Below are 25,053 nucleotides of genomic sequence, written 5' to 3'. Positions count from 1 at the left end.
TGAGAGCGCTAGATCTCCAGCCGCAGTCCGGCCCATCGGTCGAGCCATCCCTTGACCCGCACGCGGTGCTGTACCTTCGCGCGGCCCGCTGCGTTGTCGAAGGCCGGGGAGGGGCGGACAACCATTCCCACAAGGTCAGCCAGCCCATGGCAGGCCACCAGGCGAACAGAGTCACCCCGCAGCGTGACCGCGACGCACGTTGCCGTTTCGGGCCAGCGCGATATCGCGTCCAGGGCGGACGTGTAGGGCTCGTCGCCATTGCGCAGGTGCATCCGCGCTTGATTACGGATTTCCCACGGCACCCCGGGCAGGGCCACCACGGCTTGGGCTTCGGCGCTTGCGTCCTCGCGTGGGTCCAGCCTCTCCGGGTCGAAGTAGGCGACATCCACGTCGCGCTCCGGCGAGGGCGGACGGCCGCTGATCGCGTCCCAGACCCGATTGCGTACGAAGCCGGCGCCGATCCACCAGTCCGGTAGTCCAAGGTCGGCCGCAGCCCGAAGGACGCTCATCGCTCCCGGGTCTGACTCGATCACGCCCACCACGTCCTGCGCACCCATGACCACCCCAGGGACCCTAGGCCAGCGGGCGTACACACCGCTCGCGGTCTGTCACCGACGTGCGTCGGCGCGATCATCACCGCAGACATCCGCTCACGAGCGCCGGCAAGCGGCGGCCCCCGAGGATCCGGCCGGCGGGACCGGGTCAGGCGCTGCCCGGACGCGGGGTGGGGCACCATCGTTCTGGACTCGTGGCTCCAGTCGCCGACACGGACGCGGCGACGGACGTCGTAGTGCAGTCCGCCAAACCGGGCGACGAACCACTCCCGCCGGGCGATCAACTCGTCGGGCGGGGACCCAACCAGCCGTCCTGGCCGGTCTGGCACCTGCAGATGCTTCGCCGATGGTCGTGCCTCATCGAGGCGTCGGAGCCCGACGCGGTGCAGAAATGCCCGCGCCCTCGGCGAGAGGCCATGAGGGTCGTCAAGCACGTGCATATGCACTTCCAGCTGGCTCGCGCGTACTCTCTGCCACCCTACGGCACGCACCGTATTGAAGACGTTGCAATGCCGGCGTCCACTCATCATGCAGGTGAGGATGATTCGGCAAGCTACGCGGTGCATTCGGTCAGCCTCGGTGCGGTTCCCTTGCGGACATGCCGAAGAGCGGATGTTGCGATTACTAGTGGCGAACCTGAGATGATCTTTGGATGGAGCAGGAAGAGTTCTGGCGCCTCGTCGACAGCATGGGCAACCGAGCCGGATGACGATGCTTTCGAGCGGCTGGCTGACGAACTCGCCACCCGTCAGGCTTGGGAGATCCTCGCTTTGAGGAATTCTCGCGGATCCGAGAGAGCTGAGACGGTTCGCCCGGCGGGAAGCAGAGCCGCTGCTGTATGTCGCTATGAAGGCGTACGAGCGCAGCACCGGCGACGCGGACCCATGAATCGCCAGTCAGCTACGAATCCGGAAGCAACGTCGCGGGCTGGGGCGTGGTTCTGAGCGCGAGTTGCGGTCCTGAATGGGCGCGAGTTTGGCTCTCGGCGTCTTCCAGCGGGTTTCGCTGGGCGTGAGTTTGGGGCCCGCCCTGGTCGTGGGTGCTTGGCCTTATCGCCACGGGGTCGTGAGGAATGCTTCAGGTTTCTGTCAAGCAACCCGCGCGTCATCGACCTCGACTGCTTCGAGCACTCGCCAAGCGGGAACTGGCAGACAGACCGTCCGGTGGTGCTCGCCGACGGGCAAGACCCACCTGGCGCGTCGCATCGTCGCCGAGGTCGAGCTGGCGACGTCCACGAGTGAGCGCAGGCTCGTCCAGACCGACGACTTCAACGAGACGAGGCGCGTGTATCTCGAGCTCGCTGACGCTACGCCCGCACCGGCCGCGACGCCGTGTCGTGGCGCTAGACTCGCCGGCTATGGGTCTCCTCACCTTCAGCCTCAACCTCACCCTGGACGGTTGCGTCGACCACCAGGAGGGGATCGCCGACGATGAGACGCACGCCCGTTTCACCCGTCTTTTGGACGAGTGCGGGGCAATGCTGTGGGGTCGCGTCACCTACGAGATGATGGAGAGCTACTGGCCAGCCGTCGCGCGCGGCGACCAGGAGGCGCCGCCGGCCATGCGCGAGTGGGCGGTCAAGCTGGAGACCAAACCCAAGTACGTGGTGTCGTCGACGCGTAACGACTTCCCGTGGACCAACAGCCACCACATCGCCGACGATCTGCGCGAGAGCGTGCAGAAGCTCAAGGACGCGACTCCGGCCGGGGTCCTCCTCGGAAGCGGCAAGCTCGCGACCGAGCTCGACCGGCTAGACCTGATCGACGAGTACCAGCTGCTCGTCCATCCCAGGATCGCCGGCCACGGCCCGACCCTGTACCAGGGCGGACTGCCCGGCACACGCCGGCTCGAGCTACTCTCGGCGGAGCCGCTCCGCAACGGCGCGGTGGCCATGCACTACCGCCGCGCGCGCTGAATCACAGAAGTCCATCGCCGCCAGCTCACCGGCAGCACGGTGCTCTCTCGCGCTCGCCGCGCAGCGCCGAACGACTCCTCGAAGGCGAGGACGTCTTCGAAGAGCCGGTCGAGGGTTCCGTGCACGCCACCAGCGGCGCAGGGGATCATGGCCCGTCCTGCGCTTACTCGCCGACGCCTTCAGGGCGGGACCCAAACTGCCGCATATTGGTCATGAAGAAACCCTTCGCCCTGGGCCCAGAAGAGACGGCTATCTGGGCCCCGTTTCCACGACCAAAGCCAGGGCGGATCGGGGGAGGCGGGTCGGCCCCCGCTATGGATGCGCCTGGTCGGCTACGCCCTCAGGTCGTTCTTCCGCGGCCGGCCGGGGCCCGACGCCGACGAATCCTGAGCTGGCTACGACGGCGGACGACTCGTCCAGATTTGGTCCATCGCCGTCACCACGCCGCCGGCCATCGCTTATTGAAGGCATCCGCTCACTGCGCAGACTCTTCCTGTCGGCGGTCTCGTCGGGCACCGTGTCTGGTGCCGGCGATTTCGGGTCGTCGGCGCACCTGGTCCCTACCGGGCCACCGCCTTGTCCGCTCGACCCTGAGAGGTCCGGCATGAGTTCCGCGGGGCCCGGTGGTCCCAGGACACGTATGACTGGCGACAGGGCTGAGCGCCGTCGAGCGCCGATCAGTGAGCGACCCGCTTCCGTGTCCTGAGACCACTGGGTGCCCACCTGCTGCTGCAACAGCAAGGAGGACACCATGAGTGTCGAACACGACCCCTCGATGCGTCGACCAACCGCGGGCATCGACTGGGCCAGCACCGAACACGCCCTCGCGATCGTTGGCCCCGACGGTGTCGAGGTTCAACGGATGATCGTCGAACACACCGCTACGGGGCTGCGGAAGCTGCTGCGCCGCCTGCAGCAGACCGGTGTACTCGAGGTCGGTATCGAACGGCCTGACGGGCCCGTCGTCGAGGCCCTCCTCGACGCGGGGCTCACGGTCTACGTGATCGCCCCGAACCAGATCAAGCACCTGCGCCGCCGTTACGGGGCAGCCGGCAACAAGGACGACCGCTTCGATGCCTACGTCCTGGCCGACACCGTCCGCACCGATCACCACCGCCTGCGTCCCCTCACCCCCGACTCTCCCGCGACACTCACGTTGCGGATGACCGTCCGCGCCCGCAAGGACCTCATCGCCGCCCGGGTCGCGATGGCCAATCAACTCCGAGCCCACCTCGAACACGTTCTCCCCGGCGTGATCGGGCTGTTCCGCGACATCGACTCCGCCATCACCCTGAGCTTCCTCACCCGGTTCCCGACTCAGGACAAGGTCGACTGGCTGTCGCCACGCAGACTGCAGAACTGGCTGCGCAGGGTCTCCTACCCCAACCCGGCACGAGCCGGGCTGCTGCACGCCCATCTGCGTGCGGCTACCCGCGGGACCACCGGTCCTGAAGCCACCGCCCGGGCGCACGTCACCGCGGCGTTGGTAGCTGGGCTTACTACCCTGCGCGAGCAGATCAACGCGCTGGAGGAGCAGATCGAGGTCCAGTTGCTCCAGCATCCCGACGCGGAGGTGTTCACGTCCCTGCCCCGGGCCGGGATCGTGCGAGCGGCCCGACTTCTGGCTGAGATCGGTGACGCCCGCGGCCGCTTCCCGACACCGGAGGCGCTCACCTGCCTGGCCGGCGCCGCGCCCTCGACCAGGCAGTCCGGGAAAGTGAAAGTCGTCGGCTTCCGCTGGGCCGTCGACAAACAACTCCGCGGCGCGGTCATCGACTTCGCCGGCGACTCCCACCACGCCAACCCCTGGGCCGCCGACCTCTACCAACGAGCCCGAGCTCGGGGCCACGACCACCCCCACGCGACACGAATCCTCGCCCGCGCCTGGCTGCACGTGATCTGGCGCTGCTGGCAAGACCGCGTCCCCTACGACCCCACCCGCCACCGAGCTCTGCAGGCCGTCCTGGCGACCACCGCTTGACACAGGGCTACTCATGCCGCGAAGCGCTCGTTACGGAAGGTAACCGGATCGCGAGTGCCTGCATCCGGACGTGGCTCCCCTCTGTGTCAAGACACCGCCGGGAGGAGAGTTCTATCCTGGGTTTCGGCGGGTCCGGGAAGTGACTTCTCCGAAGAGCCGGCTGGGGGATGAGAGCCGGTCACGCTGGAGTCAGTGGTCGTTCCCCGTTGTCCTCCCGGGCCCGCCGCCGCGGCTGTGGCGTCGTTGATCATGCATCGGTAGACGATGTCGGACAGGCGCCGTTTCAGGGCGCGCATCGCTTCCATCGATGTCTTGCCGGCGGCTTTCTTCCGGTCGAAGTAGGCGCGTCCTTCGGTGGGATTGCGCAGCTGGACGGTGGCCATGATGTGCAGCACCCGGTTGATCTGCCGGTTCCCGGCACGGGAAAGCCGGTGGCGTACCTGCTCGCCGGAGGACGCGTCGATGGGGGCGGTGCCGTTCCAGGAGGCGAAGTGGGCCCGGTTCGGGAACCGAGTGATGTCACCGACCTCGACCAGCAGCCGGGCGGCGCCGGACGGCCCGATGCCGTGCAGGTCCATCAACGTGGTGCCGGTGGAGGCGACCAGTTCCTTCAGTTCCTTGTCTGCCTCCTTGGAGCGCCGGTAGACCCGTTCGAGGTCACCAATCAGCTCTGCGGCGACCCGCCTTCGAGCCTTGCCGACCGCGTCCCGAGGCCGGACCGTGGCCAGTAGTGCCTTGGCCTGGGCGGCGGACAGACTCTTCTTCGCCCCACCCGGTATGAGTTCGAGGAGCAGTTGGTGCAGCTGGGAGACCATGCGGGTGTGGTCCTCGCCGAGGGAGCGGCGCCGGTCGACCAGAATCCGCAGCAGAGCCAACTGCTCATCGTTGACCACCGGGCGCAGCCCGGCCATGCGGGTGCCGACCAGCGCGATGGAGTGGGCGTCGGTGGCGTCGGTCTTGCGGCCCTGCCCGGTGGCGAACACCCGCGCACGGGCGGACAACTTCGGTGGCACGTCGACGACCTGCTCGTCGTCGGCCAGCAGCCGGGTGGCGATGTGCCGGCCAATGCCTTGGCAGCCCTCGATCGCCCAGACCCGGTGCGGCCACTGCCTGGCGTACTTCCTCATCGCCGCGTAGCCGTCCCGGCCGGTGTCGAACCGGCCGCCGCCGACGACGGTCTCGTCGCTGGTCATGACCTCGATCGTGGCAGAGCGCTTGTGCGGGTCCATCCCGATGACCACACGATCTGACGTGCCACTCAACGCGTCCTCCGATGCTCGATCCACCTCGGTTGTCGAGCCGGGAGGGCAACGCTACTTCGAGCCGAGCAAACCCCTCTTGAGCCTCTCCCCGCCCTGGGGCGACGCCCGGGCCGCGCAGGCCAGATGAGAGCCACACGACCAGCGTGGGCAGCCGAATTGAGAGCGACAGCCCGGGCGCCTCGACCGAAGCCTGGCCGGGCCACGGTCGCAGGTCAATGAAACAAGTAGCCAAATTGAGGACGTTACGGGTGACCATGAGCAGTGACGCCACGGTCAGAAAAGTGGGCTTTCGTCAGTACGGTTATCGATCTCCTTCAGACTTGGAAGAGTCTCAGTCAATCCGGGCGCGAATCTCCTGGGTCACGGTAGGCCAGATCTCCCGAGGGAGGTCGTGGCCGATGCCGGGCAGCTCGACGTAGCGGGCGTCTGGCACCGACGCGGCGATGCGGCGGCCGGCGGCGGGGCGGATCAGAGGGTCCTTCTCGCCGTGCAGCACCAGGGTGGGCACGCGGAGGTTGCGCAGGCTCGGGCCGTGCCAGGTAGCGCTGATCTGCCGAGCCTGGGCGCGGCTGTCGCGGACGCCGCTGGGCAGGCCGGCGTCGAGTTCGCGTTCTACGCGGAGGCGGGCATCCTGCTCGTCGAACGGGTAGCCGGGCGAGGCGACTGCCCGCAATAAGGCGAGGCGGGTCGCTTCGGCCGGGCGCCCAGCGATCGACACCTGCTGGCCGGCGGCCAGGCAGTGGGAACCACCGGGCAGGTCCAGGGCCCTTACTTAGGTATGGGCTTGCTTCGCAGAGCGGAACCCGCCGGCTACGAGGACTTCGTCGCCAGCCGGTACCGCGAGATCGTTCGCTTCGGCGCGCTGCTGACCGGTGACGGCCGGCTGGGTGAGGATCTCGCGCAGGAGGGTTTGATCGCGGCTTATCGGTCGTGGCATCGGTTGGGCGCGCCGGACGGCCGACCAGAGGCGTACGTCCGGCAGGTGATGGTCCGTACCGCGACGCGGGCCAGGCGCCGGCGCTGGCACGGCGAGGTGCCGACCGAGGAGCTGCCAGATGCGTCTGGTCGTGGCTTCGCGGATCAGTCGGATCTCAGCGTGCAGGTGCTCGCCAGTCTGCGCCGGCTGCCCGCCGACCAGCGGGTGGTGCTCGTGTTGCGGTGCTGGGCCGACGCCTCCGAGGCCGAGGTGGCGCAAATCCTCGGCGTCGCGGTGGGAACGGTCAAGAGCCGTACGTCCCGTGCCCTGGCGGCATTACGCGCCAGCGGCCTATTCGTCGAATCTTCCAAGGAGACCCCGTGAATCCCACCCACGCCAGAGAGCTACTCGAACGGGCAGCCGCCTCCGTGACGCCGACCGAGGCCGATCCCACCTTCCGGCTGGTCAGCCTCGGTCGGCGCAGCATGCAGCGCCGCCGCCGTGCCTGGGGAACTGCCGGCTTCGCTGCCGTCGCGGCCGCAGCCGCGGCCGTCGTGGCCCTGCCCTTCGGAACAGCGCCCCCGGACCGGTCCGAGGCCGCCGCGACGCCCGGGACCACGGTAAGCCTGGGGGCCTGTCGGTCGCCGTCCCGAAGGGCTGGCGGACGAGCGAGGTCACCACCTTCGACCCCTGCATCGCCGAGCCGCACACCGTCTACCTCGCCGAGCGGTGGGATCTTGGATTTCGGCCTGGCCCGCCCAGGAACACACCCTCCATGTGCAAGTCAGATGGTCAGGTGTGGATGGCGGTCGTGCGAGCGGGCGTCGCCCCGATAGTCAGCCCGAACAAGCTGGTGGTCAAGGACGGGCAGCTACTTCAGATCGAGCAGGTTGGCATGCGCAACCTCTCGTCCATGTGGGGCTACCGCGCTTTCACCGACGAGATCCAGGCGACGACCGCCTTCATCTCCGGGGACGAGAGGGGTCGCGAGCAGCTGCTCAAGCACGTCACCTGGCCCGCGGGCCCGGCGGCCCCGGCCTCTGGCGGTCTGGCGTTGCCCGATCGTTTCGGCAGCGCCACCACCGACGCGCCGCCCAGCAACGGCATGGTCGTCGCGACGGACGCCAAGACCCTGACCCAGATCCGGACAACCCTCGCCAAGCTGCGCGACCCCGTGCCCGCCGGTGAGGAATGCACACTGCAAGGGCCCGGCGCGGTCGGAATCTACCTCGGCAGCGTCACAGTGGTGCTGGGTGACGCGACCTGCCCGCAGGCGGTCTCGACCGGCGGTGGTCGCGTCCGGGTACCGGCCGGGCTGGGCAAGGAACTGCTCGACCTCATCGTGGCGAGCGACCGCGCCGCAACCGAGCGCGCCACCAAGGACTGACCGACTACTCCCACCCGCGGGCATGAGCCCTCGAAGATCGGCCCCTGACCGGTAGATTCAATTCCGCTGGTCAGGGGCCGGCTGCGCGGCTCAGCTCGTACACCATGTCTTCACGGCTGAACCAGCACTATCGTTCTGGCGTGCACATCCGTTTCGACGTCCCAGCCGATCCCACCTACCCGGGCCGCGTGGCCGCCGCGCTGAGCAGCGTACGGCTGCGCAGGTACGGTTACATCGGCGCGGTGCTGGCGGCGGTCGGGGTGATCGGTTTCGCCGTCTCGCGGGGGTTCGCGTGGGGCGACCGGGTCTCGTCGCTGTGCCTGACACTGGTCGTGGCTGGCCTGTTGTCGATGTTGTACTCGCCGTGGGTGCGGTCGCGCGCCCGGCGACGCTCCAGTCGCTACGCCGTCGAGGGCGCGTACGACATCACCGACGACAACATCATGATGCGCAGCGGCTCGGAGTCCGGCGGCATCGCCTGGGACGGGGTCACCCAGGTGAGGGACACCTCTGAATTCTGGATCGTGTACGTCGGCCGGATGCCGGCGACCGTGATCCCACGCCGCCTGATGTCCGACGAGGACGCCGAGACGTTGCGGGCCTACATGGTCGAACGGGGGCTGCTCCCGCCTCGGTGAACGCCCACACAGAGCCGAGGAGTAGCACAGGTGTCCCAACCAGGGGGTGCCCGGAAGTCGACGTCCAAGAGGTGGGCGATGTCGGGTCGCGTCGCGCCGGCCTCCTGCGGATGGCAGGCTGATGGGGTCGCCGGCAGCGGGGCGACGACGGCCCGCTGGCAGACCTCGTCGTGAAGGAGAAGATCGACCTGATGGCTGTGGACGTCACCACCACGGACGAATGGCAGGCCCTGCGCAAGCACGCCGAGGCGCTGCGCGGCACCCACCTGCGGGAGCTGTTCGCCACCGACGGGCAGCGGGGCGACCGGCTCACCGGCGACGTCGCCGACCTGCACGTGGACTACAGCAAGAACCTGGTCACCGACGAGACGCTGCGCCTGCTCACCGCGCTCGCCGAGCGGGTCCGGCTGACCGACCGGATCGCCGCCATGTTCGCCGGCGAGCACGTCAACTCCACCGAGGACCGGGCCGTGCTGCACACCGCGCTGCGCCTGCCACGCGACGCCGCCCTGGTGGTCGACGGGCAGGACGTGGTCGCCGACGTGCACGCCGTGCTGGACCGGATGTCGGCCTTCGCCGACCGGGTGCGGTCGGGCAACTGGCGTGGACACACCGGCGAGCGGATCACCACCGTGGTCAACATCGGCATCGGCGGCTCCGACCTCGGTCCGGTGATGGCGTACGAGGCGCTGAAGGCGTACCGGGACGCGGGAATCGCCTGCCGGTTCGTGTCCAACATCGACCCGACCGACATCCACGACAAGACCACCGACCTGGACCCGGCCAGCACCCTGTTCGTGGTGGTCTCCAAGACGTTCTCCACCCAGGAGACCCTGGCCAACGCCAACCAGGCCCGGCGCTGGCTGCTCGCCGGCCTGGACGCGGACGACTCCGCGATCGCCCGGCACTTCGTCGCGGTCAGCACCAACGAGGAACGGGTCCGCGACTTCGGCATCGACCCGGAGAACATGTTCGGCTTCTGGGACTGGGTGGGCGGCCGGTACTCGCTGCCCTCGGCGGTCGGGCTGTCGGTGATGCTGGCGATCGGGCCGGAGCGGTTCCGGGAGATGCTGGCCGGCTACCACGCCGTCGACGAGCACTTCCGCACCACGCCCGTCGAGCGGAACCTGCCGGCGCTGCTGGGGCTGCTCAACGTCTGGTACACCGACTTCCTCGGCGCGCAGACCCACGCGGTGCTGCCGTACGCGCAGTACCTGCACCGGTTCCCGGCCTACCTGCAACAGCTCACCATGGAGAGCAACGGCAAGTCGGTGACCGTCGACGGCACCCCGGTGACGTACCCGACCGGGGAGGTCTTCTGGGGCGAGCCCGGCACCAACGGCCAGCACGCCTTCTACCAGCTGATCCACCAGGGGACGCGGCTCGTACCGGCCGACTTCATCGCGTTCAGTCAGCCCAACCACGATCTCGGGGACATGCACGACCTGTTCATGTCGAACTTCTTCGCGCAGACCGCCGCGCTCGCCTTCGGGCGTACCAAGGAACAGGTCGAGGCGGAGGGCACCCCGGCCGACGTGGTGCCGCACCGGGTGATGGCCGGCAACCACCCGACCACGTCGATCATCGCGCCGAAGCTGACCCCGTCGACCCTGGGCCAGTTGATCGCCCTCTACGAGCACATCGTGTTCACCGAGGCGGCGGTCTGGGACATCAACGCGTTCGACCAGTGGGGCGTGGAACTGGGCAAGGTGATGGCCAACCAGCTCGCGCCGAAGCTCACCGGAGCCGCCCCGGACCTCGGCGACGTGGACTCCTCCACCGCCGCGCTGATCCGCCGCTACCGGGCCGAGCGCGGCCGGGACTGAGGCGTACGCCGGCGGCGGCGACCCGGTCGGGTCGTCGCCGCCGGCACGGTCGACCGGCCACGAGGGCGTCAGCCGCCCGCCGGGCGGGGCGGCACCTCCAGCCGGCCGGAGCAGCGGCTGTCCGCCGGCTCGGGTCGTTGCCTCGGCATCAGCCAGTCCAGCGCGGTCCGCTCGACCGGCCAGCCGTGCACGGTCACCTCGCTGACCGGGAGCCGTTCCGGGCCGGGGCAGAGGATCTGGGCCCGGACCTCCTCGTTGGGCAGAAACCGGACCCGGCCGTTCCCGTCCAGCACGATCGTCATCCGGTCGGTCACGGTGATCGCCTGCCCGGGCACCACCTCGACCGCGGGCTCGGGCGGCGGCGGCCCGACCTCGACCGCCACCGACGGCAGCAGCGGCACCCGCAGGAACACCGTGCCGCTGACCAGCGGCACCACCGCGGCCACCACGTAGGCCGCCAGCTGGGTCAGCAGCGGCGCGGACCGGCGCGGGATCGGCCCGGTGAGCACCACGGCCGCCGCCGGCGGCACCCCGAGCAGCGCCGCCGTGGCCAGCTCACCGTGACGCAGCGCGGAGACGATCGCCGGGGCCAGCCAGACGTACGCGACCAGGCCGGCGAGCAGCGGCAGCACCAGCCCCAGCGCGAGCAGCAGGTCAGCGCGGTCCGGATAGCGGCGGCGGATCCGTAGCCCGACGAGCCACAGCACGATCATCAGCAGTGCCGGCAGGAAGCGCATCTGCCAGGTGAGCGCCGCCAGCACCGACGCCGCGGCCAGCACCCAGCCCGGGGTACGGGCGGTCACGTACGCCAGCAGTGACCGGTCCGGGTCGAACCGCTCCGGGGCGCTGACCCGCAGCACCGATCCGAGCACGCCGGTGCCGAGCACCACCAGCGGGAACGCCCAGACCAGGGCGATGAGCAGCGCGCTGAGCAGGCCGAGCGGGCTGACGTACTGCACCAGCAGCAGCATGGTCGGCATGTCCTGCCGGCTGAGCTGCCACAGGCGCAGCACCAGCAGCAGCACGGGGAACGCCGGCAGCAGCGTCAGCAGCCACTGCTGCCCCTGCTGCGCGCCCGGTCGGCGCGTCGGGCCGCCCGGCGGGCGGGGCTCGAGGGGACGAGAACCATCGACTCCCACGGCCACTGACGTACCCTCACCTTCCGACATTCCGGCTGTTGCCCCACCGCCACCTGCTGCGGCCGGTTGGCGGGCTGCTCCCGGGCCAGGTTCGCTTCGAACGCGGCGTCCCAGGCGTCCTTACCGGGCCGGGAGGCGGCCTGGTAGAGGGACCAGTCGACCAGTTCCTTCATCGCCGGCTTCGGGCCGGTGTTCACCCCCCACCGCTCCTCCAGATCCTCGCCGATGTCCCAGTGCCGCAGCGGTTTCACCCCTCGCAACGGGTGCATCGGCACCGCGTCCGGGGCCGGTGGCGCCACGAAGCCGGACAGGATCGCCGCGTCCGTGGTCACCGCGTCGACCTTGCCGTCGTAGAGCTCCTGCACGCACTCACTGATCCGGTTCTTGCCGCTGGCCTGGGCCCCGTACGACCGCAGCCGCAGCTCCGAGGTGGAGGTGGCCAGGGTGCAGACCTTACGGCCGCGCAGGTCGCCCAGCCCGTCGACCCGGCCCGGATAGCTGCGCAGCGTCAGCACCGACTGTTCCGTGGCCAGGTACGGCTCGGAGAAGACAACGCCCTGCTCCCTGCGCTGCTGGGTGACGCTGTACGAGGCGATCACCAGGTCCACGGTGACGAACTTCGTCCCGTCGTACGCCTGCCGGCGCGCCCGATCCTCGCTCTCGATCGGCAGGAACCTCACCTGCCGGCGCTTGAACCCCAGGTCGGCCGCGATCATGTAGGCGATGTCGATGTCGAAGCCGCGGTAGCTCCCGTCCTCCATGAGCTGAGACACCCCGGGCTGGTCGTCCTTGACCCCGATCAGGAGTTCCTGCTTGCCGTCCAGGCCGGCCTGGCTGCGCAGCTCGCCCAGGGTAGGCGGGCCGGTGGCGGTGGCCACGCCGACCACCGCGACCACGAGCACCAGGAGCACCACGAGCAGGGCCGACAACCGAAACTGCCGGAACCGGGCGGCGCCGCCCGGCGCGACGAGCGGCTCCGGCGGGCTGACGCCCGGTTCGCTGATCTGGCTCACGTCCGACCTCCCACCTCCGCCGCCCGGAAGACGCTCCATTGTGGCGGATCGGGACCAGGATCCGCCGGACCCTGGCGGGTCAGTCCCGCAACAGCTCGGCGTGAGCGGCGCGGAGCCGGGCGAGTGCCGGGTCACCGGCCGGGGCGCGGCGGTCCAGCTCGGCCCAGACCTCGGCGAGAGCGTCGGTCAGCGCGCGCCGCTCGGCCGCGTGCCGCCGGCTGCTCTGCCGGTGCAGTTCCTCGAGGCGGCGGGACCAGCCGGCGCTGATCGCGGCCAGTCGTTCGGCGTCGGCCCGGGCCTGCGCCGCCGTGCGGGCCGCCGAGGCGGGCACGATGGCGGCGACCGGACGCGGGTCGCCGTCGCGGGTGACCACGGTGATCGTGTCGGTCAGCTCGGCGAGGGCGACGAGCTGGGTGAGCCGGGTGCGGACCTCGCGCAGCGGCAGGGCGCGCGGCTGAGGGGACCGGTCGGCCAGTGCGGGGGCAGCCATGGACAGATATTGACGTACGGGTACGACAGAACTCCGCCGTGTGGTCCCGGTCCTGCCCGCGGTGGCCCGCCGTCAGGGCTTCCATTCCGGGGCCAGCACCGACCAGAGCTCCAGGTCGGCCCGGCCGGTCGGCCCCGGGGCGGCCTCGCGGCGGACCCCGTCGCGCCGCATGCCCAACCGCCGTGCGACGGCGATGCTGCGCTCGTTGCCGGCCTTGGTCTCCCACTCCACCCGGTGGATGCCCCGCTCCCGGATCGCCCAGTCGATGATCACACGGGCGGCGCGGGTGACCAGGCCCTGTCCCTCGGCGTCGGCCTCCAGCCAGCAGCCGGCCTCGCAGACGCCCTGAGTAACGTCGAACGACACGAACAGCACCCCGCCGACCAGGGTGCCGCGCTGCCAGATACCCCAGATGCCGCCCCCGTCGCGGGCCCACCGGTCGGCGTAGTTCTGCAGCACGCGGCGGGCGGAGTCGGCGTCGGTGGCGACGAAGGACGCACCCACCCAGGGGGCGATGTGCTCCCGGCAGCGGTCGAGGTTGGCGAGGAACTCGCCGGAGTGCCACGGTTCGAGCGGCCGCAGCTCGGCGTCGTCGGTCAGAGGTAGGGCGAACACCGGAGAAAACTAGCAGCCCGACCGGGCCGCCGTAAGGCACGGCACGTGAGGCTGGTCATAACGGCTGGACGTCCCGCGGGAAGCTGCTGCTAGCCTCTTCGGCAGGTCATGAGCGCCAGCGCCAAGCCCCGGCTCGCTGGCCGGCAACCCTCCTCCGCGGTGGGGTGCCCCGGGTGAGGACCAGGCACCGGCAACACGCCGGTGCAAGCGTGGCCTGGTACCCAGGTCATCACCGACCAGAGGGAACCATGTCTGCTCAACTTCGCACCCCGCCCGTCGACGGCGTCGCCTACCCAGCCGACTTCGCGCTGGTCAAGCGCCGGCACGTTGATCTGATGCGGGTGTACAGCGACTCCTGTCGCCGCGCCGGCGCGCGCTGACGCACCACCTCCTCCTTAACCTGATCCACCCTTGCGGCTCGCCCGAACCCGGGCGTGCCGTCGGCGGCGTGCGCCCACGTCGCCATCGGACCCTGGAGACACCTGTGCGATTCCTTCCCGCCCTGACCCGCGTCGCCGCGCTCGGCGCCGCCGCCGTACTGGCCGCCACCGGGCTCACCGCCTGCGGCGACGGGGGCACGACCAGCGAGGCCGACAACCCGTACGGCCTGCTCCAGCCCGGCGTGCTGCGGGCCGGCACGCTCACCGACGCTCCGCCGAACGTCTACCTGAAGGACGGCAAGTTCACCGGCTTCGACAACGACCTGCTCACCGCGGTCGCCGCGAAGGTGGACCTGAAGGTCGAGTTCGTCGGCACCGACTTCTCGGCCCTGCTCTCCCAGGTCAACAACCGCAAGTTCGACGTGGGCAGCTCGTCCATCACGATCACCGAGGCTCGCAAGAAGACCGTCGACTTCGGCAACGGCTACGACTTCGGCTACTTCGGACTCGACGTGCCGGCCAACTCCACGATCACCGGTTTCGACCAGCTCGCCGGCAAGCGGGTCGTGGTCGTACAGGGCACGGTGCAGGACGACTACGCCACCCGGGAGAACCTCAACCCGGTGCGGGTGCCCGACTACAACGGCGCGATCAACCAGCTCAAGGCCGGCACCGCTGACGCCTGGATCGCCCCCGCCGAGATCGGCGACAAGTCCGCCGACGACAGCAACGGCAAGATCAAGGTGGCCGCCAAGCAGCTCAGCCCCGCCCCGACCGCGTACGCCGTCGCCAAGGGCAACGACAAGCTGCGCGAGGCGCTGAACAAGGGCCTCGACGAGGTGATCGCCGACGGCACCTGGACCCGCCTCCAGGCGCAGTACTACCCGGGCCGGCCGATCCCGGCCGACTTCAAGCCGGGCAGCGGCACGGTCGCGGTGCCGTCGCCGTCGGCCGCTTCCTGAGGTAGTCCGGACGAGCGAGCGGGGCGGTAGGAGAGACATCTGATGGATCCGTTGAGCACCCTGTGGGAGACCTTCTTCGACTGGGACGCCATGCGCGAGGCGTTGCCCGAGATGCTGACCGTCGGGCTGCCGAACACGCTGATCCTGGCGGTCTCCGCCGCCCTGCTCGGCTCGGTGCTGGGCATGCTGCTGGCGATCGCGGGCATCTCGCGTACCCGATGGTTGCGGTGGCCGGCCCGGGTCTACACCGACGTGTTCCGCGGCCTGCCGGCGGCGGCGACCATCCTGCTCATCGGCGTCGGCCTGGCGCCGTTCGGGATGCAGGTGTGGGGGCCGAACCCCTACCCGCTGGGCATCCTGGCGCTGTCGCTGATCGCCGCCGCCTACATCGGCGAGATCTTCCGCTCCGGCATCCAGAGCGTCGAGGCCGCCCAACTCGAAGGCGCCCGGGCGCTCGGCTTCTCCTGGGGCGAGGCGATGCGCCTGGTGATCGTCCCGCAGGGCGTACGCCGGGTGCTGCCCGCCTGGGTGAACCAGCTCATCGCGCTGATCAAGGACTCCAGCCTGGTCTACTTCCTCGGCCTGGTGGCCAGCGAGCGCGAGCTGTTCCGGATCGGCCAGGACTACGCGGCCACCACCGGCAACGAGTCGGCGCTGCTGCTGGCCGGCCTGTTCTACCTGGTGCTGACCGTGCCGCTGACCCACGCCGTCAACTGGATCGACCGGCGGCTGCGCCAGGGCCGCGCGGCCGCCCTCCCCGACCCGGACCTCGACCTCGACCCCGTTCCCGCCGGCACGGCGACCCCACCCGGAAAGGACCCGCGATGAGCACCGTCACCGCCACCTCGGTCAGCCTCGCCGTCCGGGACGTGCACCTGTCCTTCGGCGCCCACCAGGTGCTGCGCGGCGCGGACCTGGACGTGGCCCGGGGTGGCACCGCCTGCGTGATCGGCCCGTCCGGTTCCGGCAAGTCGACCCTGCTGCGCACCATCAACCGGCTCATCGAGCCCGACCGCGGCGACGTGCTGCTGGACGGCCGCAGCGTGCTCGGCGACGACCCGGACGCGCTGCGCCAACGGATCGGCATGGTGTTCCAGCAGTTCAACCTCTTCCCGCACATGACCGTGCTGCGCAACATCACCCTCGCCCTGCGCAAGCTGAAGAAGCTCTCCGAGGACGAGGCCGTGCAGGTGGCCCGCGACCAGTTGGAGCTCGTCGGGCTGGCCGGCAAGGCCGAGGCCCGACCGGCGCACCTGTCCGGCGGGCAGCAGCAGCGGGTGGCGATCGCCCGCGCGCTGGCCCTGCGCCCGCAGGTGATGCTCTTCGACGAGGCCACCTCGGCGCTCGACCCGGAGCTGGTCAAGGGCGTGCTCGGGGTGATGGCCGACCTGTCGGCCGCCGGCATGACCATGGTGGTGGTCACCCACGAGATGGGCTTCGCCCGCGAGGTCGCCGACACGGTGGCCTTCATGGACCGGGGCGTCGTCCTTGCGGCCGGCGAGCCGGCCGCCGTCTTCGAGGCCCCGGAGCACCCGCGGCTGCGCCGGTTCCTGTCCCAGGTGCTCTGACGGCCGGAGCGTCCGGCTGGCCCGGCGCCCCGGCCACTGCCGGTCAGGTCGGTGGGCAGCGGTCGGAGAGGGCGTACCGGGTGAGCACCACGTCGTCGATCTGGCGTACCTCGACGACCCGGGCGCGGCGGCCCGGATGCCACGGGAAGCGACCGTCCCCGACGAACCGGGGCGCCCGACCGTCCCCGACGAAGAACGGCGCGACCACCAGGTGCAGCTCGTCGGCGAGACCGGCGGTGAGGAACTGGGCGTGCACGTTGCCCCCGCCCTCCACCATCAACCGGCGTACGCCCCGGCCGGCGAGATCGGTGAGCATCGCCCGCGGGGTGACGTGATCGCCGACGTCGACCACGGTCGCCACCCCACCCACCCGTTCCCGGGCCTTCTCCGCCGCGCCGGTCGGGCAGTAGACCAGCTTCACCCCGTCACCGAGCGCGAAGAACCGCGCCGTCGGGTCGAGGTCGCCGCTGCTGGTGACGGTGACCTTCATCGGCGACGAGGGCAGGCCACGCGTCACCCGGTGGGCCCGCCGCCGCTCGGAACGCACCAGCAACCGGGGATCGTCCCGCCGGACCGTGGCCGCGCCGACCAGGATCGCGTCGCAGGCGGCCCGGACCGCGTCGATCCGGTCGAGGTCGGAGTCGTTGGAGAGCAGCAGCCGCTCGGTGGTGGCGTCGTCGATGTAACCGTCGATCGACATCGCGCAGCTCAGCAGCACGTACGGCCGGCTGGTCACGGCACGAAGGGCAGGTCGAGGGCGTGGTCGGCGTGGGTCGCCTTCGCCGCCAGATAGTTGGCGTTCGCCGGGGACAGGTGCACGCCGGTCGGCACCTGGTCGACCACCGTCACGCCCAGCCGGTCGAGCTGGGCCGCCTTGTCCGGGTTGTTGCTGAGCAGCGCCACCCGGCTCACGCCCAGCGCGGCGAGCATCTGCGCGGCCACCGTGTAGTCGCGCTCGTCGGCGCCCCGGCCCAACGCCATGTTCGCCTCGTACGTGTCCAGCCCTCCGTCCTGGAGGGCGTACGCGTCGAGTTTCGCGTACAGGCCGATGCCCCGGCCCTCCTGGCGCAGGTAGAGCAGGTATCCGCCAGCCTCGGCGATCCGCTCGACCGCCTCCCGCAGCTGCGGACCGCAGTCGCAGCGCTGGCTGCCGAACACGTCGCCGGTGAGGCATTCGCTGTGCGGGCGGACCAGCGGCGCACCGGCGTCCGGCAGCGGCCGGTCCCCGGCGGCCCGGTCGCCGAGCGCGAACGCGAGATGCTCCCGACCGTCGACGAGGCCGTGGAAGGAGTGCACCCGGGCGGTCGTGACATACCCGTCGGGGAACCGCAGTGGGACCGTGACCTGGGTCCGAACCGTGGCCGTGGGCAGCGTTTCGTCCATCGCACTCCTTCGTCCGGGGCTGCCGGACGCGCCGGCAACGCGCACCTCGCACCATCACCGTAGGCGGGATGACCGACAGTTGCCGGCCGTGCGCGCGGTGATCCGACCCCGCAGCACCGCCGTGCCAGGCCGCCGGCACCGGCCGGCACCGCCGAGCGGCGGCACGGCCCCCGGCCGCCGCGCCGGCGGGCTCGCGCAACCGCACCAGTCGATGCCGGGTGAAAGTCGGGTGGTCAAGCCGCCGCCTCCGTCAGGGCCGCCGCGAGACGGTCGGCGGTGACCGCCCAGCCGGTGAGGGTGTCCCGCCGCTGCCGGGCCGCGCGACGCAGCCGGTCCCGCAGGTCCGGCTCGGTGAGCCAGCGGCGCAGCGCGCCGGCCAGCGCCGCCGGGTCACCGGGTGGCACCAGCAGGCCCGGCCGGTGGCCGCCGGGGGTGTGTCCGAGCGCCTCGGGCAGCCCGCCGGTGTCACTGCCGAGCACCGGTACGCCCCGCGCGAGGGCCTCGGTGACCGCCATCCCGTACGTCTCCCGCCGCGACGGCAGCACCAGCAGGTCGGCGGCGGCGTACGCGGCGTCCCGGGCGGCCCCGGTAGACGGGCCGGGCAACCGGACCCGGCCGGCCAGGCCGGTGTCGGCGAGCTGCCGGCGCAGCCGGTCGACGAAGCCCGGGTCCCGGGTGAGCGGACCGACGCAGTCACAGCTCCAGGGCAGATCGGCGAGGGTGGCCAGCGCGGCGGCGAGCACGTCGTGCCCCTTGAGCGAGGTGAGGGCCGCGACGCAGAGCAGCCGGGTGCCGGCCGGCGAGCCGGGGGCGACCGGTGCGGGGTCCACGCCCGGCGTGGCGACCCGCACCCGGTCGGCCGGGAGCGGATAGCGGTCGAGCAGTCGGCGGCGGGTCCACTCGCTGGTGGCGATCACGCCGGCCGCCACGGCCAGCGACCGGGCCTCGGCCTCGTCCTCGGCGGGCAGGTGGACGAGCACCACCAGGCGCAGCCGCCGGGCGTGCGGGGCCAGCGCCTCCGGCGCCACGGAGGCGACCAGGCCGTCGAGCAGGACCAGCGCCGCGTCGGGCAGCGCGGCGAGCAGCCCGGCGAGGGCGGCCCGCGCCGCCGGCTCGGGATGCGGCCAGCCGCCGGGCACGGGGTGCTCCCGAACGGTCCAGCCGAGCGCGGCGAGCCCCCGACAGACCCGCCGGTCGTACGCGTTGCCGCCGCTGGGCGCGGCCGGGTCGTCGATGTCGCCGGGCAGCACCACGTGGACGAGCGTCATTCGGCTAGAGGGACCGCTCGTAGCTGGCCCAGGCCACGTGCGACTCGTGCAGGGTGACGGTGATCCCGGCGAGGCCGTGGGCGCCCGCGCCGAGGCGGCCGGCGTGCACGGCCTCGGCGAGCCGGTCGGCGACCGTGCGGGCCAGCACCTCGGTGGTGGTGTTCACCCCGGCGAAGGCCGGTTCGTCGTCGAGGTTGCGGTACGTCAGCGCGCCGAGCACGGCCTTGAGCTGCTCGGTGGCCAGGCCGATGTCGACCACGATCCCGTCGGCGTCCAGCTCCGGCCGGCGGAAGGTGGCGTCGACGACGAAGGTGGCGCCGTGCAGCCGCTGGGCCGGCCCGAACACCTCGCCGCGGAAGCTGTGGGCGACCATCATGTGGTCCCGGACGGTCACGCTGAACACGGTTCACTCCTCGGGGTAGGTGATGAGGTGGCAGAGCGCGGGCAGCCGGCCGGTGGCGAGCCGGTCGAGCACGTCGGGCAGCTCGGCGAAGCGGGACGGGCCGGTGAGCAGCGTGTCGAACACCGGGTCGGCGAGCAGTTCCAGGGCCAGCGCCAGCCGGTCGGCGTAGCCGCGGTCGGCCCGCCGGGGCGACACGGTGCCGACCTGGCTGCTGCGGATGCCGAGCCGCTTCGAGTGGAACGCCCCACCCAGGGCGAGCGTCACCGGACGGTCGCCGTACCAGCTCAGCTCCAGCACGGCGCGCTCGGGGCGGAGCAGGTCGAGGGCGCGTTGCAGCCCTTCGGCGGTGGCGCTGGCGTGCACCACGAGGTCCCGGTCGCCGGCCGCGTCGGCGGGCAGGGCGAACTCGACCCCGAGCGCGGCGGCCACCGCGGCCCGCGCCGGGTCCGCGTCGACGAGCTGGACGCGTACGCCGGGGAAGCGGGCGAGCAGGGCGGCGACGCAGCAGCCGACCATGCCCGCGCCGACCACGCTCACCCGGTCGCCGATCAGCGGCGCGGCGTCCCAGAGCGCGTTCACCGCCGTCTCCACCGTGCCGGCGAGCACCGCCCGGGCCGCCGGCACGTTCTCGGGTACGACCACCACGGCGTCGGCCGGCACCACGTACGCGGTCTGGTGCGGGTGCAGGCAGAAGACCGTACGCCCGCGCAGCCGGTCCGGTCCCTGCTCGACGACGCCGACGCTGAGGTAGCCGTACTTGACCGGGGCCGGGAAGTCGCCCTCCTGGAACGGGGCGCGCATGCCGGCGTACTGGTCGACGGGGACCCGGCCGGTGAAGACCAGGGTCTCGGTGCCCCGGCTGACGCCGGAGTAGCGGGTCCGGACCAGCACCTCACCAGGGCCGTGCGGCGGCAGCTCGACCCGGCGGATCTCGCCCTCGCCGGGGGCGCGGAGCCAGAATGCCTGGGCGTCGCCGGTCACGAAGTTCCTCTTTCCGCCGTGGACCGAACCCGATGGCCGGGTGTCCCCTGTTGACTACCAGGGTTGTCGATCCTAGACACGGAGGCTGGGTGTCCACGACGCGAAATGGCCCGCTGGTCGGGCTTGTCGTCCAGTTCGTCCTGCTGGGCGGGCTCGCCGGCACCGCGGAGATCGGCGTGTCGGGGTGGGTCGCCGGCCTGGCCTACGGCGTGGCGCTCGGCGGGCTGCTCCAGCGCGGCCTCCGGGCCGCCGGCGCGGACCGGCTCGGCCCGGCCGACCGGGTGACCCTGGCCCGGGCGTTGCTGGTCGGCGGGGTGCTGGCCCTGGTCGTGTCCGGCTGGGACAGGCCGGCGCCGCCGGTCCTGGTCCCGCTGACCGCCGTGGCGCTGGCGTTGGACGCGGTCGACGGCCGGGTGGCCCGGCGTACGGGCACGGCGAGCGCCCTGGGCGCGCGCTTCGACATGGAGGTCGACGCGTTCCTGATCCTGCTGCTCAGCGTCCACCTCGCGCCGTCCGTCGGCGGCTGGGTGCTGACCATCGGCGGCATGCGGTACGCCTTCGTCGCGGCGAGTTGGCTGCTGCCCTGGCTGCGGGGCACGCCGCCGCCGCGGTACTGGTGCAAGGTCGTCGCGGCGATCCAGGGGGTGGTGCTGCTGGTCGCGACCAGCGAGGCGCTGCCCCCGGTGGCGGCCACCGCGCTGATCGCGGGCGCGCTGGCCCTGCTGGTCGAGTCGTTCGGCCGCGACGTGGCCTGGCTGTGGCGGCACCGTCCCGCCGTCACGGCGGCCGGGGCCGCCCGCCCGGCCCGCCACACCGGGGGCCGATCACCGACCGCCCGCCCCCGGCCGCCCGGAGCCGTGCCGGCGCCGGTCAGGCCGCCTCGCGCCGCCAGTCCCACTGCGCGGGGACCGGCGCGGACCCCGGTGCCCCGCCCCGGGCCAGGAGCATCGCCCGCCGGGCGTTGACCAGCGGCGCGCAGGGCGTGCCCTGGCCGGCGCAGAGCAGGCTGGCACAGTGGCCCGCCGCGTCGGGCTGGTGCGCCACGGCGACGTCGTACGCCAGCCGCCACAGCAGCGGGTCGGTCACGTCCTCGGGCAGGACCGCGTCCTGGCTCGGCCAAATGCGGGTCGTCTCGGGCACCCCGTACCCCTTTCGTCGGCGCTCCCCGGTTCGATGACCAGGCAGAATTCAACTCTCCCCCGAGCGCGCGGCGGGGACACGTGTCATTGGTCACGCCGATCGCGGCGACGATGGTCGCGCCGCCGCCGGTCCGGGCGAGTGACGACCAGGTCAGGCGGGATACGCCCGGGTCTCCGCCGCCTTCACCGCCGCCCAGACCGTCTGGCCGGTGTGCAGCCCGAGGTGAGCCGCTGCGGCGGGGGTGACGTCGGCGGTGACGGCGACCGGCCCGTCGAGCTGGACGCGCAGGTTGTCGCCGTGCCGCTGCACCCCGGCCACGCTGGCCGGCCACACGTTGCGCGGGCTGCCGTCGGGGCGGGTGGGATGCAACGCGACGGCGGCGGGCGGAAAGGCGACGAACGCGTCCCCGTGCACCCGGTCGGCCGCGGTGAGGGTGAGCCCACCGACGGTGACCGTGTGCCCGTCGGCGCGGCCCCGGTGCAGGTTGAGCCCGACCAGCCGGGCCACGTAATCGGTGCGGGGCCGGGCGGTGACGGTGGCCGCGTCCCCCTCCTGCACCACCCGCCCGTACTCGACGATCACCAGCCGGTCGGCGAGCACCAGGGCGTCCAGCGGATCGTGGGTGACCAGCAGGGTGGCCCCCGGGTGGTCGCCGAGATGCCGCTGGAGTTCGGCGCGGGTGTCCAGCCGGGTCCGCGCGTCCAGCGCCGCGAGGGGTTCGTCGAGCAGCAGCAGGGTCGGCTCGACGGCGAGCGCCCGGGCCAGGGCGACCCGCTGGGCCTGCCCGCCGGAGAGCTGGCGCGGCTTGTGCCGGGCCTGCCCGCCGAGGCCCACCCGGTCCAGCCAGGCCTGCGCCCGATCGCGGGCGGTACGCCGGTCGACACCCCGGCGGCGCGGCCCGAACGCGACGTTGTCCAGCGCGGTCAGGTGCGGGAAGAGCAGATAGTCCTGGAACACCACGCCCACCGGTCGCCGCTCCGGCGGGGTCCACGTCCGCCGCTCGGGCCGATCGAGATCCACCCCGTCGAGCGTGAGGTGCCCGGCGTCGAGCGGGTGCAGCCCGGCCAGGATGCGCAGAGCGGTCGTCTTGCCGGAGCCGTTCGGGCCGAGCAGGGCGACCACCTCGCCGGCGGCGATCCGGAGCCGGACGTCGAGGTGGAAGGCGCCCCGGTCGGCGACCAGGTGCGCGTCGAGCAGCGGCGGCGCGGTCACGGGGCGCTCACCCAACGGTCCCGCAGCCCGGCAAGGATGCCGACGGAGACGGTGAGCAGGATGAGGCTCAGCACGATCGCCGCCTGGAGGTCGGTCTCCAGGGCCAGGTAGACCGCGAGCGGCATGGTCTGGGTCCGCCCAGGATAGTTGCCGGCGAAGGTGATGGTCGCGCCGAACTCGCCGAGCGCGCGGGCCCAGCAGAGCACCGCGCCGGCGGCCACGCCGGGGGCGACCAGCGGCAGGGTGACGTGGGTGAAGGTGGTCCAGCGCCCGGCGCCGAGGGTGGCCGCCGCCTCCTCGTACCGGGGGTCGGCGCCGCGCAGCGCGCCCTCCACGGCGATGACCAGGAACGGCATGGCGACGAACGCCTCGGCGAGCACCACCCCGGCGGTGGTGAACGGCAGGGTCACCCCGAAGGTGGCGTCCAGCCAGGAGCCGAGCAGCCCACGCCGGCCGAAGACCAGCAGCAGCGCCACGCCGCCGACCACCGGTGGCAGCACCAGCGGCACGATGACCAGGGCCCGGACCAGCCGCCGGCCGGCGAACTCGACCCGGGCGAGCAGCCACGCCAGGGGTACGCCGAGGGCGACGCAGAGCAGGGTGGCGAGGGTGGCGGTCTCCAGCGACAGCCGCAGCGCGGTGAGCACGCCCGGCTGGGCCAGGCGTCGGGGCAGACTGGTCCACGGCGTGCGGACCAGCAGCCCGAGCAGCGGCAGGACGAGGAAGAACAGCCCGAGGCCGGCGGGGAGCAGCAGGGCGAGCGGCACCCGTTGCCGGGGGCGTGCGGTCACTGGTCGTGCGGGGTCTGGAAACCGGCGGCGGTGAGCACGGCCCGGCCCGCGTCGGAGCGGACGTACTCGACGAAGGCCCGTGCGCCGTCCGGATTTCCGGCGTGCTTCAACACGACGATCGGGTAGTCGTTGACCGCCTGCGTGGACTCGGGAAACTCGACGGCGTCCAGCTCGGCGGCGGCCGCGCGGGCGTCGGTGCGGTAGACCAGGGCGGCATCGACCTCGCCGAGCTTCACCTTGGCGAGCGCGCCCTTGACGTCCTGTTCGAGGGTGGCCGGGGTGAGTCGTACGCCGGCCGCGTCGAGGGCCGTCCTCGCCGCCGCGCCACAGGGCACCTGCTCGGCGCAGAGCGCCACCTTCACCCCGGGTCGGGCCAGGTCGGCCAGCCCGCCGACCCGGTGCGGGTTGCCCTTGGGCACGGCGATGACGAGCTGGTTGCGGACCAGGGTGACCGGGTCACCGGCGGCGTCACCGGCGTCGGTGACGGTCTTCATGGTCGCCGGCGACGCCGCGACGAACACGTCGGCCGGGGCGCCCTGGGCGATCTGGGTGGCGAGCGCGGAGCTGCCGGCGAAGTTGAAGGTGACGGTGGTGCCGGGGTGGGCGGCCTCGAAGTCCTTGCCGAGCTTCGTGAAGGACTCGGTGAGCGAGGCGGCGGCGAAGACGGTCACCGGGCCGCCGCCCTTCTTGCCGGCCGAGGCGTCGTCGCCACCGCCGCAGCCACTCAGGGCGAGCGTCAGCGCGGCCGCCCCGACGAGGGCGGCGCGGATCCACCGTACGGTCACGGGCTGGTCCTTCCTCTCGCGGCGGGAGCGCGTTCCACCACGACGGTGGTCGACTTGATCACGGCGACGGCCACCGAGCCGACCTGGAGATCGAGGTCGTCGACGGCCTCGCGGCTCATCAGCGACACGATCCGGAACGGCCCGGCCTGGATGTCGACCTGGGCCATCACCGTGTCCGTCACAACGGCGGTGACAATGCCGCGCAGCCGGTTACGGGCGGAGGACAGCTCCGGGTGCCCCGGAGCGCGGACGAACGCGGCCAGGTCGACCCCGTCGACGACCCGGTGGCCGTGCTCGTCACGGGTCGCCGGCAACCGACCCCCGTCGATCCAGCGGCGGACCGTGTCCGCGCTGACCCCGAGCAGTTCGGCGGCCTCACCGATCCGAAACACCGTCACCCGGCCACCCTACCGGTCCGCATGTGCGGCCTGGAAGACCCCCTAC

Annotated in this window: 28 protein-coding genes and 1 riboswitch; of the genes, 11 read left to right on the top strand and 17 right to left on the bottom strand. The window is 71.9% G+C overall.

Annotated elements, in window-relative coordinates; genetic code table 11:
* Positions 1-8: 8 nt before the first annotated feature.
* The gene (locus tag GA0070604_RS13990; RefSeq protein WP_244161890.1) at positions 9-557 is read right to left on the bottom strand and encodes a nucleotidyltransferase family protein; all 549 of its coding nucleotides are present in this window, start codon (positions 555-557) and stop codon (positions 9-11) included.
* Between the two features lie 1,354 nt (positions 558-1,911).
* Between GA0070604_RS13990 and GA0070604_RS13985 the strand changes: the two genes are divergently transcribed.
* Both GA0070604_RS13985 and GA0070604_RS13980 read left to right on the top strand, forming a co-directional pair.
* Complete coding sequence (locus GA0070604_RS13985; RefSeq protein ID WP_091118349.1) at positions 1,912-2,469, top strand: dihydrofolate reductase family protein; 558 nt, start codon at positions 1,912-1,914, stop codon at positions 2,467-2,469.
* Positions 2,470-3,220: 751 nt separating this feature from the next.
* The gene (locus GA0070604_RS13980; RefSeq protein WP_091118348.1) at positions 3,221-4,450 is read left to right on the top strand and encodes an IS110 family RNA-guided transposase; all 1,230 of its coding nucleotides are present in this window, start codon (positions 3,221-3,223) and stop codon (positions 4,448-4,450) included.
* A gap of 86 nt (positions 4,451-4,536) precedes the next feature.
* On the opposite strand, the gene GA0070604_RS13975 is transcribed toward GA0070604_RS13980, so the two are convergent.
* Positions 4,537-5,679 carry an IS110 family RNA-guided transposase gene (locus GA0070604_RS13975; protein WP_091127110.1) on the bottom strand — a complete coding sequence of 381 codons (1,143 nt, stop codon included), beginning with the start codon at positions 5,677-5,679 and terminating at the stop codon, positions 4,537-4,539.
* A gap of 364 nt (positions 5,680-6,043) precedes the next feature.
* Positions 6,044-6,385 (bottom strand): alpha/beta fold hydrolase, encoded by a 342-nt coding sequence (locus GA0070604_RS13970; protein ID WP_208602044.1) that lies wholly within the window; start codon positions 6,383-6,385, stop codon positions 6,044-6,046.
* A 111-nt stretch (positions 6,386-6,496) separates the two neighbouring features.
* Here GA0070604_RS13970 and GA0070604_RS13965 point away from each other — a divergent pair, with 111 nt between their 5' ends.
* From GA0070604_RS13965 to pgi, 4 genes are all read left to right on the top strand, one after another.
* Complete coding sequence (locus GA0070604_RS13965) at positions 6,497-7,012, top strand: SigE family RNA polymerase sigma factor (RefSeq protein WP_244161888.1); 516 nt, start codon at positions 6,497-6,499, stop codon at positions 7,010-7,012.
* A 418-nt stretch (positions 7,013-7,430) separates the two neighbouring features.
* Positions 7,431-8,015, top strand: a complete 585-nt coding sequence (locus GA0070604_RS13960; RefSeq protein WP_141721288.1) for a hypothetical protein — start codon at positions 7,431-7,433, stop codon at positions 8,013-8,015.
* A 140-nt stretch (positions 8,016-8,155) separates the two neighbouring features.
* Positions 8,156-8,653, top strand: coding sequence for a YcxB family protein (locus GA0070604_RS13955; RefSeq protein ID WP_091118344.1), 498 nt, complete (start codon positions 8,156-8,158; stop codon positions 8,651-8,653).
* Between the two features lie 191 nt (positions 8,654-8,844).
* A complete protein-coding gene (pgi, locus tag GA0070604_RS13950; RefSeq protein ID WP_091127109.1) occupies positions 8,845-10,479 on the top strand; it encodes a glucose-6-phosphate isomerase in 1,635 nt (544 codons plus the stop codon).
* Positions 10,480-10,547: 68 nt separating this feature from the next.
* Here pgi and GA0070604_RS13945 read toward each other — a convergent pair whose 3' ends face one another.
* The 4 genes from GA0070604_RS13945 to GA0070604_RS13930 all read right to left on the bottom strand — a co-directional run bounded on the left by GA0070604_RS13945 (position 10,548) and on the right by GA0070604_RS13930 (position 13,736).
* Complete coding sequence (locus GA0070604_RS13945; RefSeq protein ID WP_244161887.1) at positions 10,548-11,504, bottom strand: hypothetical protein; 957 nt, start codon at positions 11,502-11,504, stop codon at positions 10,548-10,550.
* Positions 11,505-11,524: 20 nt separating this feature from the next.
* A complete protein-coding gene (locus GA0070604_RS13940) occupies positions 11,525-12,631 on the bottom strand; it encodes a transporter substrate-binding domain-containing protein (protein ID WP_244161886.1) in 1,107 nt (368 codons plus the stop codon).
* 79 nt (positions 12,632-12,710) lie between these two features.
* On the bottom strand, positions 12,711-13,121 hold the full coding sequence (locus tag GA0070604_RS13935) for a hypothetical protein (protein ID WP_091118342.1): 411 nt from the start codon (positions 13,119-13,121) through the stop codon (positions 12,711-12,713).
* 72 nt (positions 13,122-13,193) lie between these two features.
* Positions 13,194-13,736 carry a GNAT family N-acetyltransferase gene (locus tag GA0070604_RS13930; RefSeq protein WP_091118341.1) on the bottom strand — a complete coding sequence of 181 codons (543 nt, stop codon included), beginning with the start codon at positions 13,734-13,736 and terminating at the stop codon, positions 13,194-13,196.
* Positions 13,737-13,840: 104 nt separating this feature from the next.
* A riboswitch (SAM riboswitch) is annotated at positions 13,841-13,952 on the top strand.
* 32 nt (positions 13,953-13,984) lie between these two features.
* Between GA0070604_RS13930 and GA0070604_RS33925 the strand changes: the two genes are divergently transcribed.
* From GA0070604_RS33925 to GA0070604_RS13915, 4 genes are all read left to right on the top strand, one after another.
* Positions 13,985-14,116: a hypothetical protein gene (locus GA0070604_RS33925; RefSeq protein ID WP_279615687.1), complete on the top strand. Its 132-nt coding sequence runs from the start codon at positions 13,985-13,987 to the stop codon at positions 14,114-14,116.
* A 104-nt stretch (positions 14,117-14,220) separates the two neighbouring features.
* Complete coding sequence (locus tag GA0070604_RS13925) at positions 14,221-15,078, top strand: ABC transporter substrate-binding protein (RefSeq protein ID WP_091118340.1); 858 nt, start codon at positions 14,221-14,223, stop codon at positions 15,076-15,078.
* A 42-nt stretch (positions 15,079-15,120) separates the two neighbouring features.
* Positions 15,121-15,906 carry an amino acid ABC transporter permease gene (locus GA0070604_RS13920; RefSeq protein ID WP_091118339.1) on the top strand — a complete coding sequence of 262 codons (786 nt, stop codon included), beginning with the start codon at positions 15,121-15,123 and terminating at the stop codon, positions 15,904-15,906.
* Positions 15,903-16,646 carry an amino acid ABC transporter ATP-binding protein gene (locus tag GA0070604_RS13915; protein ID WP_091118338.1) on the top strand — a complete coding sequence of 248 codons (744 nt, stop codon included), beginning with the start codon at positions 15,903-15,905 and terminating at the stop codon, positions 16,644-16,646. Before GA0070604_RS13920 ends, GA0070604_RS13915 begins: the two co-directional genes overlap by 4 nt.
* A 43-nt stretch (positions 16,647-16,689) precedes the next feature.
* On the opposite strand, the gene GA0070604_RS13910 is transcribed toward GA0070604_RS13915, so the two are convergent.
* From GA0070604_RS13910 to GA0070604_RS13890, 5 genes are all read right to left on the bottom strand, one after another.
* Entirely contained in the window at positions 16,690-17,382 is a 693-nt protein-coding gene (locus GA0070604_RS13910) for a RibD family protein (RefSeq protein WP_091118337.1), read from the bottom strand.
* The gene (locus tag GA0070604_RS13905) at positions 17,379-18,029 is read right to left on the bottom strand and encodes a GTP cyclohydrolase II (protein ID WP_091118336.1); all 651 of its coding nucleotides are present in this window, start codon (positions 18,027-18,029) and stop codon (positions 17,379-17,381) included. The genes GA0070604_RS13910 and GA0070604_RS13905 overlap by 4 nt, the downstream gene beginning before the upstream one ends.
* A 233-nt stretch (positions 18,030-18,262) precedes the next feature.
* Positions 18,263-19,297 carry a glycosyltransferase family 4 protein gene (locus GA0070604_RS13900; RefSeq protein ID WP_091118335.1) on the bottom strand — a complete coding sequence of 345 codons (1,035 nt, stop codon included), beginning with the start codon at positions 19,295-19,297 and terminating at the stop codon, positions 18,263-18,265.
* A gap of 4 nt (positions 19,298-19,301) precedes the next feature.
* The gene (locus GA0070604_RS13895; protein ID WP_091118334.1) at positions 19,302-19,700 is read right to left on the bottom strand and encodes a 6-pyruvoyl trahydropterin synthase family protein; all 399 of its coding nucleotides are present in this window, start codon (positions 19,698-19,700) and stop codon (positions 19,302-19,304) included.
* A gap of 3 nt (positions 19,701-19,703) precedes the next feature.
* Entirely contained in the window at positions 19,704-20,681 is a 978-nt protein-coding gene (locus tag GA0070604_RS13890; RefSeq protein WP_091118333.1) for a zinc-dependent alcohol dehydrogenase, read from the bottom strand.
* A gap of 89 nt (positions 20,682-20,770) precedes the next feature.
* Here GA0070604_RS13890 and GA0070604_RS13885 point away from each other — a divergent pair, with 89 nt between their 5' ends.
* The gene (locus GA0070604_RS13885) at positions 20,771-21,646 is read left to right on the top strand and encodes a CDP-alcohol phosphatidyltransferase family protein (RefSeq protein ID WP_244161885.1); all 876 of its coding nucleotides are present in this window, start codon (positions 20,771-20,773) and stop codon (positions 21,644-21,646) included.
* On the opposite strand, the gene GA0070604_RS13880 is transcribed toward GA0070604_RS13885, so the two are convergent.
* From GA0070604_RS13880 to GA0070604_RS13860, 5 genes are all read right to left on the bottom strand, one after another.
* On the bottom strand, positions 21,552-21,821 hold the full coding sequence (locus GA0070604_RS13880) for a hypothetical protein (protein ID WP_091118331.1): 270 nt from the start codon (positions 21,819-21,821) through the stop codon (positions 21,552-21,554). The two genes, GA0070604_RS13885 and GA0070604_RS13880, sit on opposite strands and share 95 nt — an antisense overlap.
* Positions 21,822-21,971: 150 nt before the next feature.
* Positions 21,972-23,048 (bottom strand): ABC transporter ATP-binding protein, encoded by a 1,077-nt coding sequence (locus GA0070604_RS13875; RefSeq protein ID WP_091118330.1) that lies wholly within the window; start codon positions 23,046-23,048, stop codon positions 21,972-21,974.
* On the bottom strand, positions 23,030-23,824 hold the full coding sequence (locus GA0070604_RS13870; RefSeq protein WP_091118329.1) for an ABC transporter permease: 795 nt from the start codon (positions 23,822-23,824) through the stop codon (positions 23,030-23,032). The genes GA0070604_RS13875 and GA0070604_RS13870 overlap by 19 nt, the downstream gene beginning before the upstream one ends.
* Positions 23,821-24,609 carry a molybdate ABC transporter substrate-binding protein gene (modA, locus tag GA0070604_RS13865; RefSeq protein ID WP_091118328.1) on the bottom strand — a complete coding sequence of 263 codons (789 nt, stop codon included), beginning with the start codon at positions 24,607-24,609 and terminating at the stop codon, positions 23,821-23,823. The genes GA0070604_RS13870 and modA overlap by 4 nt, the downstream gene beginning before the upstream one ends.
* Positions 24,606-25,007 carry a TOBE domain-containing protein gene (locus GA0070604_RS13860; protein WP_091118327.1) on the bottom strand — a complete coding sequence of 134 codons (402 nt, stop codon included), beginning with the start codon at positions 25,005-25,007 and terminating at the stop codon, positions 24,606-24,608. Before GA0070604_RS13860 ends, modA begins: the two co-directional genes overlap by 4 nt.
* Positions 25,008-25,053: the final 46 nt, after the last annotated feature.

Origin of the sequence: Micromonospora eburnea (assembly GCF_900090225.1) — a bacterium.
Taxonomy (GTDB): domain Bacteria; phylum Actinomycetota; class Actinomycetes; order Mycobacteriales; family Micromonosporaceae; genus Micromonospora; species Micromonospora eburnea.
Note: the sequence above shows the minus strand (reverse complement) of the source record. Positions and strands in the feature narration are given on the sequence as shown.